Source organism: Waterburya agarophytonicola KI4, assembly GCF_020640915.1.
GTDB lineage: Bacteria > Cyanobacteriota > Cyanobacteriia > Cyanobacteriales > Xenococcaceae > Waterburya > Waterburya agarophytonicola.
The window spans coordinates 1-15,131 of the sequence record NZ_JADWDC010000060.1 but is presented as its reverse complement, the minus strand read 5'-3'; the positions used below and the strand labels follow the sequence as shown (position 1 = coordinate 15,131).

Below are 15,131 nucleotides of genomic sequence, written 5' to 3'. Positions count from 1 at the left end.
GCTTAAGACTGTAATGATAAATCACCAACCCGGAATCTTTCAAACTATTATCCCCCTCAAAACTCGCGTTAAAGCTGAAAGATTTAGTCGCTATCAATACCAAAGGGATAAAGCCAAACAAGTATATCTCAATACTTTAGCTGTATCGGCAGTAAACTCTTATCTTAATTCTCTTGGTTGGTCGACCAATCTCGAAGATAGTGATAGCTGGAATCCTATTTTACAAACGATGATGAATGTTGCCGATTTGCAAGTTCCTAATTATGGCAAGCTTGAGTGTCGTTTTGTTTTAGCAGGAGATGATGCGGTGACTATTCCTCCCGAAGTTTGGTTTGAGCGGATTGGCTATGTCATAGTTGAATTAGAAGAGTCTCTCAATCGTTCTACAATTATAGGATTTGCCCGCAAAGTAAATCAAACCAGTCTACCTTTAAATCAGTTGGAGTCTTTAACCGAGTTTCCTGGATACCTAAGCCAACAACAACCTGTTGCACCAATTCAACCCATCACAATCGATCGCTGGTTTAAGGGGGGTGAAGACAAAGACTGGCAAGAAATAGAAAAATTCTTTCCTTCTACTCTCGCTTTAAATTTTAGAAGTCCCCAAAAAGCAGCAGATCGAATCGAAGATCGACTATCCTCAAGAATCAATCGGGTTAAACCAATCCCCTTCCTCGGATATGACGATTTAGCGATCGCTTTAGTACTGAACATACAACCCAAAAGCGAAGAAGAGTTTGATATTTCTTTGATGGTTTGCAATAGTGAACTGAAAGATCTTTTACCCAAAGGTTTGGAGGTAATTATTTTAGATGGAGACAGTTGTCCTGTAATGATCGCTCAAACCAAGGAAACCAAGACAATTGAGTTTTGTTTTAGCGGTACATTGGGAGAAAGTTTTACTGTTGAACTGACTTTAGACGAACAGATAATAATAGAAAGCTTTATTATTTAGTTAGGATACTTATAGCTAGTAGTAATGGCAAAATTAGTCATTCTTAAGTTTAATGGCAATTTCCAGTTAGGATTTCAAGTCAGTTTAGAAATTGGACAAGAAGGAAAGTCAGCCGAGCGCGGTTTTGCAGGAATTTTGCCCCCCGCACCAGGGTTGAATGAATGCTTGCGCCTTTGGCAACAACAATATTCCAAACTGGATAATCATAGTCGAATTAAACCCCAACAGATTATTTATGATGGTTCAATCGATCCTCAGGAAGAATTAGCCACTACTGCCAAAAAGTTACAAAAAAGATTACAACAATGGCTCAATTCTCCCAGCTTTTATTCTGTTGACAAACATCTACGAGAAGAATTAAATCGTTCTGAAGCAATCAGAATATTGATTTGTAGCGACCTTCCAGAAATTTATCAGTTACCCTGGTGTTGTTGGGATTTGTTAGATAATTATCCTAACTCGGAAATTGCCATTAGTAATTTTGATTTTAAGCGCATTCCAATTCAACCCAAAATAAAACCCCACAATAAAGTGAGAATTTTAGCGATTTTGGGGGAAGATCGCGGAATTAATTTAGATGCTGACCGCGATTTTTTGGAGTCTTTAGAGAATGGGGAAGTGTTTTTTCTGGTCGAACCTACTCGTCAAGAATTGTACGCTCGATTGTGGCAAGAAACGTGGGATATTGTCTTCTTTGCTGGACACAGCCAAACTATCGATCGACAAGGGATCTTGTATCTCAACCCAGAAGATAAACTAACTATCGAACAGCTAAAGCATGGATTTAAGCGAGCGATCGCTAATGGACTGCAATTAGCTATTTTTAATTCTTGTGATGGACTGGGAATAGCCGAAGAATTGGGGAAATTATTCTTACCTCAGTCTATTGTGATGCGAATGCCTATTCCTGACATGATGGCACAGGAGTTTATTAAGTATTTTCTCCAAGCTTATGCTGGGGGTAACTCTTTGTATCTTGCGACTAAGATGGCACGAGAGCGATTACAAGCCTGGGAAAAACAATATCCTTGTGCTAGTTGGTTGCCTACTATATATCAAAATCCTGCCATCATTCCTCCTACCTGGGGGAGTATATGCCTTAAGCAAAAATTATTTCCTTTTTTTGATGCAGTTAAATTAAATTCTCAGCAACAACCATTGATTTCTGGGATACTAACTAGCGCGATCGCACTGATTTTGGTAGGCTTAATCCAGTCTTGGGGATGGCTTGAGGCAGGAGAATTAAGGGCTTACGACCGTTTGATTAGTTACCGTTTTACTCCCCCTGTAGAGGAACGAGTTTTAGTTATTACCATTGATGATCGCGACATCAAATATCAGCAACAAAGGGATGTCGGTTTAAATATGCGAGGCTCTTTGTCAGATATAGCTTTGAAAAAATTGGTTGATAAATTACAGTCTGGTGGCGCAAAAGCGATCGCCTCGGATGTGATTCACGATTTTCCTTTTAACTCGGAGTTGAAAAACACCCTCGCCCAAACAGATAATTTTTTTGCGATCTGTCGCATTGGGGTCGAGAGATCCAAACTAGTTAGTATCGAAGCACCATCTTCATTACCCCAACAGCAGATTGGTTTTAGTAATTGGGCGATCGATGATGATGGCGCAATTCGTCGCCAAATTCTGGGGATGTCTCCTGATGGTGTATGTCCCAGCAGTTTATCTTTAAGTCTACGTTTGGCTTTAAAATATTTGGACGATATTCCTGCAAAATACGAACAACAGGGACTATTGCAAATTGGTGACATAAAACTCCCTCGCCTCAAAGCTACTAGCGGTGGCTATCATTTACCCGAAGCTCAAGGCTATCAAACCCTACTCAATTATCCCCGCGCTTTACCCCAAACTATTCCTCTCAGAGAAGCCTTAACCATGGAAGGGCATTCTTTAGCTCGACTAGTGAAAGATAAAATTATTTTAATTGGAGTGCGGGGATACAACCAAGATCTGCACCATACTCCCTATAGTCGAGGCAAACAAGCAAAACGCCTTCCTGGGGTAATTATTCACGCTCAAATGACCAGCCAGTTAATCAGTATAGCCTTGGGAGAACAAAAACTTTTATGGTGGCTTTGCGATCGCTGGGAAATGTCTTGGATAGCCTTTTGGTGTGGGGTTGGTAGTGGCATAATTATTTTGGCTAAATCTTCCTTTTTCAAAATATTTTTGAGTATCTCGACGGCAATAATCCTCATTTTTGGTTGCAGTTGGCTTTTATTTCTCAATGGCGGTTGGTTAATTGTGATCGCTCCTTGTTTGGGTCTATTATTATCAGCCGCGATCGCCGCTATTTACTTTAGGGTTGGTGATTATGTGTAAAAAACAAAAACTGCGACTAACAAATTAAATTAATCGCAGAATAAAAAATGTAAATCTCTAGCACCTCCGCTGAAGATAAACATTTTAAGTTAAGTTATTGAAACCTGTAGTTCAAGTAGATTTGATGTTAGCCCAAGGGGTGAAACAACAAATCTGGATAGAAACGGTTAAATTCGATCAAAATTCCTGCTGTAAAAGTAAGCAGAGCCATGATCAATACTGGGGCAGTAGAAAGAAACTTTTGTAAGTCTCCCATAATATCCTCCTGTTAAAACGATAAAAGTGTAATCTAGAGTCTGATTTAGCGGGGTGAAACGGTAATTTCCGATTCATCAGCAAACATTTTGCCACTAGTAAATTCGCCAAAAGCAAGTAAAGGCCAAGTAGCAGCAGCTAACATTTTGCTGACAGCCAAAGGAACATTGATTACAACTTCCTGCATTTCAGCATCTTTTTCGTCTCTAATCGCAATAATGTAGGAACGACCAGCCCAGCCGATCCAACCTGCAATATACAAGAACAAGATACTAGGGATAAAAAAGTCTCCCATGTGAGACCAACGACCATCTACAATCAGGTGAGGGTAGCCTTCTGGACCGCAAAGAGCTTGGGCATAACGCTCGGCTCTAATTTTACCAGAATTGGAATCGTCAGTAGTGTTACGGAAATTTTTAGCTTTTTGTACGTAGGCAGAGTTTTCGCTACAAGGGGTTAAACCTGCTACACCATCAGCACTAGCTGTAGGAGCAAAGCCAAACCAAAGCGTAAATACTAGTATTAAAGCAAACAACCTTCTCATGAATATGTTTCCTTTTGTGTCAGATAATAATTGTGTTTGTGTATTAATGCAAAAGATATCTCTTTCGCATCAACTATTCTTACTTTCGGTCATAGTTTTAAATCTATCTCAGTGTCGATTAACGCCGTGATAGTCTGGTAGCTAGTACCCGAAAACCAAGAATAGGCGAACAAATTTGTTCTCATAATTCAACTTATCAAAGGATGGCAATAATTTTAGCGATCGAAACAAGTTGTGACGAAACTGCGGTAGCAATTGTAAATAATCGTCAAGTTTTAAGTAGTATTGTTTCTTCTCAGATCGAATTACACAAGACATATGGTGGTGTTGTACCCGAATTAGCTTCTCGACAACACTTAGAAATTATCAATCCTTGTATTAGCCAGGCAATGGAAGAAGCGGGTTTAAATTGGCAAGATATAGATGCGATCGCAGCCACCTGTACCCCTGGTTTGGTAGGGGCTTTGCTAGTCGGAATGGCAGCAGCCAAAACTCTTGCCATGATTTATAACAAGCCATTTTTAGGGGTACATCATTTAGAAGGGCATATTTACGCTTCTTATTTGGCACAACCAGAATTAAAACCGCCTTTCTTGTGTTTGTTAGTTTCTGGAGGACATACCAGCAGCATTTATGTCAAAGACTACGGTAAATATGAGTTACTCGGATCGACTAGAGATGATGCAGCGGGAGAAGCATTTGATAAGGTAGCCCGCTTACTCAATCTAGGATACCCTGGAGGGCCTATAATCGATCGCCTGGCACAATCTGGCAATTCCAAAGCATTCCCCTTGCCCGAGGGCAGGATATCCTTACCAGATGGCAGGGGTTATCATCCCTATGACTTTAGCTTTAGTGGCATAAAAACCGCAGTCTTGAGGCTAACTGAAAAACTAGAAGCAGAGGGGGAAATTCCTGTTGCTGATGTAGCTGCCAGTTTTCAACATACCGTTGCTAAGGTGTTAGCCAAACGCAGTGTTAAATGTGCCTTAGACAATGGCTTGGATACTATAACCATTGGCGGTGGAGTGGCAGCTAATAGCGGACTCAGAAAGTATCTAACAGAAGCAGCCCAAAAACACAATTTAAAAGTATATTTTCCACCTTTAAAGTTTTGTACAGACAATGCAGCGATGATCGCTTGTGCAGCAGCCCAACATTTTAATTTAGGACACAGATCTCAGCTAGATTTGGAAGTGCGATCGCGAATGAGAATTGATAAAGTATTGGAATTGTATCAGTAAAATTGTGAAATAATTATTTGGTAGTATGGCGTGCTGTTAGTTGCTACCAATCGTCTTCATAGTCTTCTATATCTGGTCGATCGAGGATGGGAATAGTTTTTGATGTTTCTATTTCGGCTGTTTCTATAAGCTCCAAAAGTTCATCTCCGTCGCGTTCCATTTTAACTAATTCTCCTTCAAAACTCTGAGTCAAACTGGCGATCGCTTTTTGTAGATCGTCATCTTCATAATCTGAGTCTAAATCTACTTCAATAGCTTCTGGAGATGGAATTAAAGAGATATTATTTTGGAGGCTATTTTGAACGCTAGCAGTTGTTGCTGAAGTCGAATTTTGAGAGAAAGGTCGAACATTTTGATTGAAAACAGATGAGTCTAATACAGCAGAATTGAGATCGCTAAAATTATCTGATTGAGGTTTAATTACCCGATCTTTTTGAACGATATTTGGTTTAACTGGTTCGACGGGTTCGACATAATAGTTTGAATTATCGGGACTTTGAGCAAAATCTTGCTGAACATCGTTTCTGGGCGTTCTGATTGGCTGTTGAGGAGGATTATTTACAGGTTCAGAGTTTTTTTTTGAATTATTATTTTTAGCAGGAACTTCCAGTTGTACCTTAACCTTGTGCTGCACGACTTTAGCAAAAGCTTGTTCTATATTAGGAACTTTATTTTGATTCAGTTTTTGTAATGTTGCCGAACTAATACCGACTATGGCACTCGAACCATCAAAACTAACCAAATGACAGTGTTGTGTCAATAGAGTTTGAGTCATCCGCGAGGGAACAGAATCAACCACTCTGTTCCAAATTCCTTGAATATCTACGTTACTAACCGTTGCTGGAGAAGATTCAGGAGAAGGATTGGAAGGGAATGTTTCTGGGGTTGTGGGCGGAACTTTTGGCGGGACAGAAGAAAACTTGGGTTCGGCAATAGAAGGAGGAACGGAAGCTAGTTTTTCTGGAAGTTTTTGGGGTTGCTCCCCTACCTTCGCAATAACTTTAGTATCTTCTGCTGGAGCAATATTATTTTGGGGTGCTTGTGGCTCAATTACAGGAATATTTATCGAGGCAGAAACAGTAGCTATCTTACTTATTACTGGTTCGGCTTGACTGACAATAGTTTGGTGAGCTTGAGGTAACAAACCCAACAGAGTAACTTCCAACCACAAACGAGGTTGAGTAGTTCTTTTCAATTGGTTTTCTGCTTCTTTGAGATGTTGTTGACCCCTCAGAATTAGACTCGTATCCCAACTGGCTGCTTCTTCGCACAATTGCTGCCAACAAGTTTCTGTAACCGCTACGAGATCGGGACATTGAGGCGCAGTTTTAGCAATCAGTAAATTAAGATAAAAACTAGCTAAGTTTTGCAGGACAACTATCGGCTCTCTTCCTCGATCCAAAAGACTGCGACATTGCTCTAAAACACCCAAAGAATTATCTTGATTAATAACATGAAGGAGCTTTAATAAATCTTGTTCGGGTACGGCACCAACCAAATCCCAAACCTTCTCTACAGAAATAGTGTCTGGTAATAAACTCAACTGATCCAAAAGACTTTCTGCATCTCTCAAACCTCCATTGGCAATTTGGGCGATTAAAGTAAGAGCATCATTGGCGATCGCAATATTTTCTGACCTCGCAATATATTCCAAATGACTCACCATCTCTGGCAAAGGAATACGCCGATAATCAAATCGCTGACAACGAGAAATAATCGTGGAAAGAACTCGTTGGGGATCGGTAGTCGCTAAAATAAAAACAACCTGTGGCGGGGGTTCTTCTAAAGTCTTTAAAAGGGCATTAAATGCTGCGGTACTGAGCATATGGCATTCATCAATAGCATAAATCTTATATCGACACTGAACGGGAGCAAAACGCGATCGCTCGATAATTTCACGAATATTATCTACCCCTGTATTGCTAGCAGCATCAATTTCCATCACATCTAACGCCGAACCTTTTGCGATCGCCAAACAAGCCTCGCAAATGCCACAAGGTTCGGGAGTAGGGCGATCGCTAGCCAAACAATTTAAAGATTTTGCTAAAATTCTGGCACTAGATGTTTTTCCCGTTCCTCTAGGGCCTGTAAACAGGTAGGCTGGGGCAATTTTTTCTTGTTTTAGAGCATTGCTTAAAGTCAAAGCGATCGTTTCCTGACCGACTAAATCTTTAAAAGTTTGTGGTCGGTACTTGTGGTGAATTGGTTCGTAAGGCATATTTGATGTGGATCTTTTTATTTCCCACTAGTTACTAGAAAATTATCCCTGTACAATTGAGCAATATTTAGCTATCTCAAGGGGTCACTGGTCTATGAACGAACTGTGAACTTTGAGGGGAATTAATTTAGCTTTACTCATAAAATCAGTATATTTGATCTAAGGCAAATGAGTCACACGATTGGGCAAGTCACAGAAAATAACCAACAGTCAAACGCTAGTCAGGACTCACCCCCGCTTGAAGATAAGACATCTGAATCTGTCTCTCTTTTATCCGATGCTGACTATGAATTTCTATTTAACCAGCTTTTGGAAGGTGTTTCTCATGGTTGGCACGATCGCCGAATTATTAAGTTTTTCGCTCAACTAGGCGATCGTGGAAAACAAGAAGATTGGATAGCTTGGTTGGAGCGTCTGCGAACAAAAATAATCACCTTACCAATCCAGTCTAAGCGACAATTGGGTACAATCATGGTTCGTTTGGGCGAACTGACTCAATCTGCTGCCCAAGTAAAAGAAATTGGCAGCGCGTCCAACCGTATTGGCAGAGAATTATTGTTTGGCAATACAGAAGATGTAGTCTGGGAATATGTTGGCCCCGATCTAATTTTGGATTCTCCTTCTATGAACTTGGAGACAGAAGAAACTTTATCAGAAAGATTGCCTCAAGATTTTGCCGAACTCGGCTCGGCTGCTATGAAAGATGGAGGAACAGATCTCTCTTCTAATGTTACATCAAAAGAAGAACCAAGCCTAGAAGAATCGATCGATGCCACAGAAACAATTGCAGAGTCGCCAAACGATCTATCTTCTGAGACTGAACCAGAAGACGAATTTCCCTTTACAGAATTACTGGAAGAAGTCCCCGATGACGATTTCATCCCAAAAGAGTCAACAGAGAAGGAAATTCCAGACTCAAACTATTCCCAATCTCCCAGCACCTATAGTGAAGAAGAATTTGAATTTGAACTAGACGAGGTAAAATCTGAGGCAATGACTGAGGAGTTCATACAGGATTCTTCTCCCATTAAATTGGAGACAGAGGAATTATCACCAGATCCTGTCGCTATAGATATGGATCGAGTAATGAACCTAATTCAACAAGATGAGGAGTTGGCTCAAAAAATATCACAAAAACTTAATGTTCCCCTGACCAAGCTAGATAATCCAGTCGCAGAATCGCCCTCTGACTCTTCCCTAACGCCACCTGTTGACCTTGATCGCTCTAGTATCGATTTGATTGAAGGTTGGTTTAATTTAGGGCTAAAACAAGTCAGTGGAGGAGAATTTGATAAAGCGATCGCTTCCTGGGAAAAAGCTCTCAGTATCAATCCCAATCTATCAGAAGCCTGGCACAATCGCGGTAGTGCTTTAGGTCGTTTGGGTAAATATGAAGAAGCTGTCGAATCATTTCAAAAGGCATTATCTATAGATCCTAACAATTATCAAGCTTGGAACGACCGCGCCCACGCTTTATATCAACTAGAAAATTGGCTAGCCGCAGCAGACAGTTGGCGTAATGCGATCAAAATAACCCCAGGCAATCATCTGTTTTGGTACAATCGCGGCTGCGCCCTCGAACAACTAGAAAACTGGGCAGAATCTATTGCCAGCTATGAGAAATCTTTAGAAATAAAACCCGATTTTCAACCAGCACGTTCGAGATATACTAACCTAGTAGCAGATAACTCTCGTTCAAATTAGCTAAGATGACGGTAATCAAGTTATCGGATAAACTTTAATATCCGCAAGACAAAGTTACACTTAGCATCTTGGGAACTAACCATAAGGTATAAAATTCTAGCTAGCTATGACAGAATCATCAAACAACGCAATGGAAGAAACTAGAGTATCGAGCGAGGAAAGAGTTACTCAACTACGAGACTTGATTGACACCCTCAGAATTGCCGAAGAAATAGCTGGCAAAGGCTATCTCATCAGTAGCTCTGAATTAGCAGATCTAATGGACATCAATGCTAGTGCTGTAACTAGTAGAGGAGATCATTGGTCTTGGCGCAACTGGGTTGTTTCGAGGGTGAGACGAGAAGGAAATCAAATTTTATGGCAATTAGAAAAGGTTGACTAACAAGAAATTATGACTTCATCCGTACCTAACAATGAACAGCTTATAGTTCGTCCTCTTCAACATCGTGATGTGGATGCAATCAATGCTTTGGTGAGCGAATGTGTTGCCAGAGAGACTTCTAAGCGTCTCATAACTATCGATAGAGAACTAGAACAGGTTGGTTCTTGGTACGGACTTAAAAGGTTTCTCAGTCTTTTACCTCGTTCTTACTATCATGGTTGGCGAGTCTATGTAGCCCAGCACTTAGAAGAGGTTCTGGGTTTAATTCAAGTTTCTTCTCTCAATAGTACACGTAGTACCTGGAGAGTAGAAAGGGTTTTGCTCAATAGCAACTCTCCAAGTTTAGAACTACTCAAATCTCAAAAAGAGCTTGGTTCGCAATTATTGCGTCATTGTCTGCAAAACATTTGGGAAGCCAGAACGTGGATGTTGGAAGTTAATGTCAATGAGAAAAATCATTTGGCTCTCTATCGAGAAAATGGCTTTCAGCCTTTAGCTCAAATGACTTATTGGCAGCTTTCGGCGGAATTAGTCGCTCAACTTGCTCAACAAGACCCTGATTTACCCAACTTTTTGCCCATCAGTAATGCAGATGCACCATTATTATATCAACTAGATTGCGTGTCAATGCCTCCCCTGCTACGTCAGGTATTTGACCGCCACGTAGAAGATTTTAAAACTAATTTAGTCCAAAATGCTGTCGGTCATATTCGACAGTGGCTTAACGGCACTGATGTTGTTAATGGCTATGTTTTTGAGCCACAGCGTAAAGCTGCTATTGGTTATTTCAGATTGGAGTCTTCTAGAGATGGTTCTCGCCCCCATAAAGCTCATTTAACGGTCAATCCTGCTTACACTTGGCTTTACCCTAAATTGACGGCTCAAATGGCGCAAATCGTTCAAAAATCCCTTGATCGCAAATATGATTTTGCACCAGATCGTCAGGTTTATTCTCAACCTTTAGAAATAGTCTCCGCTGATTATCAACCAGAAAGAGAAGAATACTTTAACAAAATTGGTGCAACTGCCGTCGAACATACTTTATTGATGTCTCGCTCTGTATGGCACAAAATTAAGGAAGCCAAGCCTTTGGAGGGGCTACAACTATCGGATGTATTTCAGGGTTTAAAACCAGCCCGCGCCCCTATTCCATCTCGTATATCTTGGCTCAAGTCTATTTCCAGTTCCTATCAAAATATTGTCAGACAAAAAAATATCTTTTCTTCAAAATCCAATCAATTGATTTCTACGGAAAAAAATAACCCTGGAGAATCTTTTGAACCCCCCCGTAGTGGGTTAGTTTAAGCTAGAGTCAACCATGAAAAGAGTTGCAGCTTTGGGCTTAGATGTAGGAAGAAAGCGCATGGGTGTTGCTGGCTGCGATGGCACGGGGTTAATTGCGACTGGCTTAACTACTATTTATCGAACTTCTTTTGCTGAAGATATTAAGAAAATACAAGATATTGTTCGAGAGCGAGAAGTAGAAATATTAGTCGTCGGTTTGCCCTATACCCTGGATGGCAATATCGGTTCTCAAGCCAAACAAGTCCAGAAATTTGCCAATAAAATTAGCCAGATTCTCAAATTACCCCTTGAATATGTAGACGAGCGTTTAACTTCAGTAGAAGCAGAAGCCAGACTCAAAGCAAGCAAAAAGTTTTCCACCCGCGACAAAGGTGCAATAGATCGCCAAGCAGCAGCTATTATCCTCCAGCAGTGGCTAGATAGGCGACGTTCTGAAGAGAAAGTAATAAGTAACAAGTAATAAATATTGTTTACTCATCGGCTAATTTAGATTAATTTAGATAAGCGAGCAGGAGGCAGATTAATAATTAGTTTTTTCTGATAATAAGTTAATTTTATTTTGCTACTGTAGGTAAATCTGGCTGCCAACCTGCCTCAATTAAACTGGCTAAAGATTTTCCTGGTGCAAGTTGTTGAACAATATAAAAAGAACAGTTTTCTTCAGTTTCTAGTTGAAAATAATCGAGATATTCGGGAATATTAGGATGTTCTAGCTGTTGTAATATCTTTGCTTTTCGCTCGAATAATTCAATTTTCTTCCAATTTTCTAACTGATTCAAAGACAAAACTTTTATTGCGACTGTCGTACCTTCAGTTAAATCTTGAGCTGCATAAGTAATACCGCTACCTTCTTCTCCTAATTGATTGATGATAGAATAGCGTTCTTGAATAATATTGCCTGAATGATAAATAAGTTCCACAGTAAAAAATAAATATAAAAATTATTTAGAAAGTTTATTTTCGATCAAATCTTTCATGCGCGAATTACCATTTTTTCGAGTAAAATCCAAAAACGAAATATAGCCATTGTCATAATCATAAAAATATTCACCTTTAAGAGATTTTAATAGCTTATCGTTGGCTAATATCAATCTCATAAAATCCAAGTCATTATTCCAAATCGCATATCTTACTTTGGATAACATTCTGTCATCTAAATCGATTTTATAGTTGTGACTCATCAACATTGCGATCGCAACAACGAATTATTTTTATCAACAGCAAGTATTTGGGAAATAAGTATTAAAAGAATGAAAGGTTAACTAAATTATTCAGATAAATTATCTAATGCTTTCTGTGCAAATTTTCTAACTTGTTCGTCGAGATCGTTATTTGCGCGATCGCTTAATAGTTCTTTCGTTTGAGGATGGTTTAAGAAATATTGCACAATTCCTTCTAAAGCTGTTTCGCGAGGATTAGTTCCGTATCCTGCATATTCGCTTTCGTTACGCATAAAAGGATCTTTAACTGCGCAACTGGCTAACAATTCAAATGTTTCAGGGCGATCGTGCCAACCCTTGGCTAATTCGCTAATAGCAGTACTTCTGACAAGCCTATTATGATCAGATTGAGCAGATTGCTTGATGAGGGGTAAAGTATCGGGTTCATCATGCCAACCTTGAGCTAATTCCCTAATAGCAGTACCTCTGTACTGCTAACCGATGCTTTAGTTACTTCTAGGTTGCAGTTTTTCGATTCTGCTCCGCCCATACCACAACGCAATCATATAATTCTCGTCGGTTTAAATCGTTTGGGGCTAAAGGTAGCATCTCTTCTGCAAGAACTCGATCGCCCTTTAGTCGGCATTCACTCAACTACCTTAGAACGCCACGTTTTACCAAATCTACCTTTAATAGAAGGCAATTCTATTGAAGCTTTGGCAAAAGCAAACTTAGCTCATGCTAAAAGCATTATTTTACTAGAAGAAGATAATTTAGAAAACCTAGAAATTGGCTTGAAGGCTCACGCTCTCAATCCTGTAATTCGGCTCATCGTTCGTACTCAGAATCCTCAATTTGGCGATAATATTGCACCGCTATTTCCCTATGCCCAGGTTCTGTGTGACGCGGTTTTGTCGGCAGAAGTTTTCGCCTGTGCTGCTTTTGGTGAAAACGTTCTTAGCTTTTTTCATTTGAACGATCGCATTGTCATGGTAACGGAATATTACGTCGAAGCGGGGGATACTCTCAACGGACTGTTGCTATCGGAATTTACTCATGGCTATGGTGTCGTGCCAATTCTCTATCAAAAATATCGACAGCATCATTACTCCTTGATGCCTTGGGAAGATGTTCAACTTCAAATCGGCGATCGCCTAGTGGTCTTGGCTACCAGTAATGGTTTACAACGCATCGAATGGGGTCAAATGCTACCTCGTCTCTGGCGAGTAAAGATTGAAGAAGCTATAAGTAGTGATGCTATCGAGCGAAGTATAGAAAAGATAGCGGCGATCTCCCAATGTAGTCGTAGCGAAGTCAAGCAGTGGCTAAATAATTTGCCTACAGTACTACCAATACGCTTTTACCGATATCAAGCTCAACATTTGGTACGAGAGCTTAAAAAAGTACGGATTACAGCAGATGTAATTTATATTGGGGTTCGGTTAAACTAAGCCGAAGGGTCACCCCTCCGACTCGTCTGCAAAACTGGACGTGAACCTTTAAATTCATCCAGCTTCTCAACAATCTGGTGCTTGTCATGCACACCTCGATGAACTTGGTCGTGGCAATGTTGGTGAAGTAGAGTCAAGTTATTCCATACATGGTTATGGCGATTGCCGTCCAGATGGTGGACTTCCAGAAGATTACTAAACTCAAAATAAAGTCCACAATAGGGGCATTGACCCCTTTGTCGCTTCAACAATTGGGCGATATGATTTGGTAGTTCAGGATGACTACCTGTTCTTTTAGCCCAATAACTCCAATCGCCATCAAACGGACTACGATTTCCCCTAACTTTGATATGTCGCACGATGGGAGTTTGTGAGTGAGTGGCTAATTTCAGCAGTTGTTCACCTGACTTAGCTGCAAAGACCCAACCTCCACCACTGTTAACCAGCCAGTATCGGCTGGCTATCCATCTACCGTTTTTGTTTGGATGACGACGATATGCCCAAGCGCGTAGTTTTTGGTACAGTAGAAAGTCCAAATGACTATAGACGAATTTACTGCACTGGGATGAGTAATAAGCGGACCAACCTCGAATAATTGGATTGAGATGGTCGATTAAAGCAGCTTGAGGAGCAGCTTTGTGCTTTTGTATTACTTCCCGCAATTTACGAGATTGTCGTTTAATTGCTGTAGCACTTGGTTGGATAATAGTCTTAAATCCTTTCATTGATTTTCCTGACTTGTATTTACTCATCTCATAAGAGCGAATGTTGAAGCCAAGAAAATCAAAACCCACTTGTCCATCAACCCGATTAAGAGTATGACAGATGCGGGTCTTACTAGGTTTTAATTCCAAATCCATTTTTTGCAACCATTTCTGAAGGTAGGGTTTGACTTGTTGAATTACTTCCAACGAGTCATGAATCACCACTAGGTCATCGGCATAGCGGACTAGTTTTGCACCACGAAAGCGTTTGCTAATTCGTTGTTCTATACCGTGTAAAGCAACATTAGCGAGTAAAGGAGATAAACTACCTCCTTGTGGCACGCCAGAAGCTATTTTGTGATAATTCGACCCATCCATGACACCAGCTTTTAACCAAGCTCGAATTTGCCGAGCGATAAAGGGACTGGTTTTGAGTTTCTTCAATAATGGTTGATGAGCAATTTTATCAAAACACTTCGAGATATCTGTCTCTAAAATCCACTTAGGCTTATGACAGATATTTTGAAAGATTGCTACAATCGCGTCATGACAGGAACGTCCAGGGCGAAAGCCAAAGCTATTAGCTTCAAATTTCGCTTCCCATTCAGGTTCTAGTGCCATTTTGAATAGAGTCTGTTTGGCTCTGTCGAAAATGGTGGGGATATTAAGAGGTCTTTTCTCCTCCGTTGAACCAGGTTTGGGAATCCAAACACGACGAGTAGGAGATGCTTTCTCCGTACCTAGCTTGAGATTTTGGACGAGAATCAGCCTTTGTTTGGGAGAGAGAGACTTCAAGCCGTCTATACCTGCTGTTTTCTGTCGGGTAGGATTGGACTGTTACCAGTCCGCACCCCCCTAAGAACCGTGCG

Annotated in this window: 14 protein-coding genes and 2 pseudogenes; 8 read left to right on the top strand and 8 right to left on the bottom strand. The window is 40.4% G+C overall.

Annotated features, from left to right (window positions below; all coding sequences use genetic code 11):
* Positions 1-13: 13 nt before the first annotated feature.
* Positions 14-955, top strand: coding sequence for a DUF1822 family protein (locus I4641_RS18445; protein ID WP_229642051.1), 942 nt, complete (start codon positions 14-16; stop codon positions 953-955).
* Positions 956-979: 24 nt separating this feature from the next.
* The gene (locus I4641_RS18440; protein ID WP_229642050.1) at positions 980-3,295 is read left to right on the top strand and encodes a CHASE2 domain-containing protein; all 2,316 of its coding nucleotides are present in this window, start codon (positions 980-982) and stop codon (positions 3,293-3,295) included.
* A 127-nt stretch (positions 3,296-3,422) separates the two neighbouring features.
* Here the strand turns inward: I4641_RS18440 and psaJ are convergent, their stop codons facing one another.
* Complete coding sequence (psaJ, locus tag I4641_RS18435) at positions 3,423-3,551, bottom strand: photosystem I reaction center subunit IX (RefSeq protein ID WP_229642049.1); 129 nt, start codon at positions 3,549-3,551, stop codon at positions 3,423-3,425.
* Between the two features lie 45 nt (positions 3,552-3,596).
* Positions 3,597-4,094 (bottom strand): Photosystem I reaction center subunit III, encoded by a 498-nt coding sequence (locus I4641_RS18430; RefSeq protein WP_229642048.1) that lies wholly within the window; start codon positions 4,092-4,094, stop codon positions 3,597-3,599.
* A 203-nt stretch (positions 4,095-4,297) separates the two neighbouring features.
* Between I4641_RS18430 and tsaD the strand changes: the two genes are divergently transcribed.
* Positions 4,298-5,338 carry a tRNA (adenosine(37)-N6)-threonylcarbamoyltransferase complex transferase subunit TsaD gene (gene tsaD, locus I4641_RS18425; protein WP_229642047.1) on the top strand — a complete coding sequence of 347 codons (1,041 nt, stop codon included), beginning with the start codon at positions 4,298-4,300 and terminating at the stop codon, positions 5,336-5,338.
* A gap of 43 nt (positions 5,339-5,381) precedes the next feature.
* Here tsaD and I4641_RS18420 read toward each other — a convergent pair whose 3' ends face one another.
* Entirely contained in the window at positions 5,382-7,556 is a 2,175-nt protein-coding gene (locus tag I4641_RS18420) for a DNA polymerase III subunit gamma/tau (protein ID WP_229642046.1), read from the bottom strand.
* Positions 7,557-7,724: 168 nt separating this feature from the next.
* On the opposite strand from I4641_RS18420, the gene I4641_RS18415 reads away from it, so the two are divergent.
* From I4641_RS18415 to ruvX, 4 genes are all read left to right on the top strand, one after another.
* On the top strand, positions 7,725-9,260 hold the full coding sequence (locus I4641_RS18415; protein ID WP_229642045.1) for a tetratricopeptide repeat protein: 1,536 nt from the start codon (positions 7,725-7,727) through the stop codon (positions 9,258-9,260).
* 106 nt (positions 9,261-9,366) lie between these two features.
* Positions 9,367-9,642, top strand: coding sequence for a hypothetical protein (locus tag I4641_RS18410; RefSeq protein ID WP_229642044.1), 276 nt, complete (start codon positions 9,367-9,369; stop codon positions 9,640-9,642).
* Positions 9,643-9,651: 9 nt separating this feature from the next.
* Positions 9,652-10,947 carry an N-acetyltransferase gene (locus I4641_RS18405; protein ID WP_229642043.1) on the top strand — a complete coding sequence of 432 codons (1,296 nt, stop codon included), beginning with the start codon at positions 9,652-9,654 and terminating at the stop codon, positions 10,945-10,947.
* Positions 10,948-10,960: 13 nt separating this feature from the next.
* A complete protein-coding gene (gene ruvX / locus I4641_RS18400) occupies positions 10,961-11,407 on the top strand; it encodes a Holliday junction resolvase RuvX (protein WP_229642042.1) in 447 nt (148 codons plus the stop codon).
* Between the two features lie 94 nt (positions 11,408-11,501).
* Here ruvX and I4641_RS18395 read toward each other — a convergent pair whose 3' ends face one another.
* From I4641_RS18395 to I4641_RS24270, 3 genes and pseudogenes are all read right to left on the bottom strand, one after another.
* Positions 11,502-11,867 carry a protein kinase domain-containing protein gene (locus I4641_RS18395; protein WP_229642041.1) on the bottom strand — a complete coding sequence of 122 codons (366 nt, stop codon included), beginning with the start codon at positions 11,865-11,867 and terminating at the stop codon, positions 11,502-11,504.
* 347 nt (positions 11,868-12,214) lie between these two features.
* Positions 12,215-12,400 (bottom strand): hypothetical protein, encoded by a 186-nt coding sequence (locus I4641_RS18390; RefSeq protein ID WP_229642040.1) that lies wholly within the window; start codon positions 12,398-12,400, stop codon positions 12,215-12,217.
* A gap of 15 nt (positions 12,401-12,415) precedes the next feature.
* Positions 12,416-12,583: pseudogene (locus I4641_RS24270) on the bottom strand (hypothetical protein); the annotation flags it as partial.
* A 45-nt stretch (positions 12,584-12,628) separates the two neighbouring features.
* Here I4641_RS24270 and I4641_RS18385 point away from each other — a divergent pair.
* Positions 12,629-13,558: an NAD-binding protein gene (locus tag I4641_RS18385; protein ID WP_229642039.1), complete on the top strand. Its 930-nt coding sequence runs from the start codon at positions 12,629-12,631 to the stop codon at positions 13,556-13,558.
* Here the strand turns inward: I4641_RS18385 and I4641_RS23890 are convergent.
* Complete coding sequence (locus tag I4641_RS23890; RefSeq protein WP_369426836.1) at positions 13,555-13,917, bottom strand: HNH endonuclease; 363 nt, start codon at positions 13,915-13,917, stop codon at positions 13,555-13,557. The genes I4641_RS18385 and I4641_RS23890 overlap by 4 nt on opposite strands.
* A gap of 99 nt (positions 13,918-14,016) precedes the next feature.
* Positions 14,017-15,069 (bottom strand): annotated as a pseudogene (ltrA, locus tag I4641_RS18380) (group II intron reverse transcriptase/maturase); the annotation flags it as partial.
* Positions 15,070-15,131 lie beyond the last annotated feature (62 nt).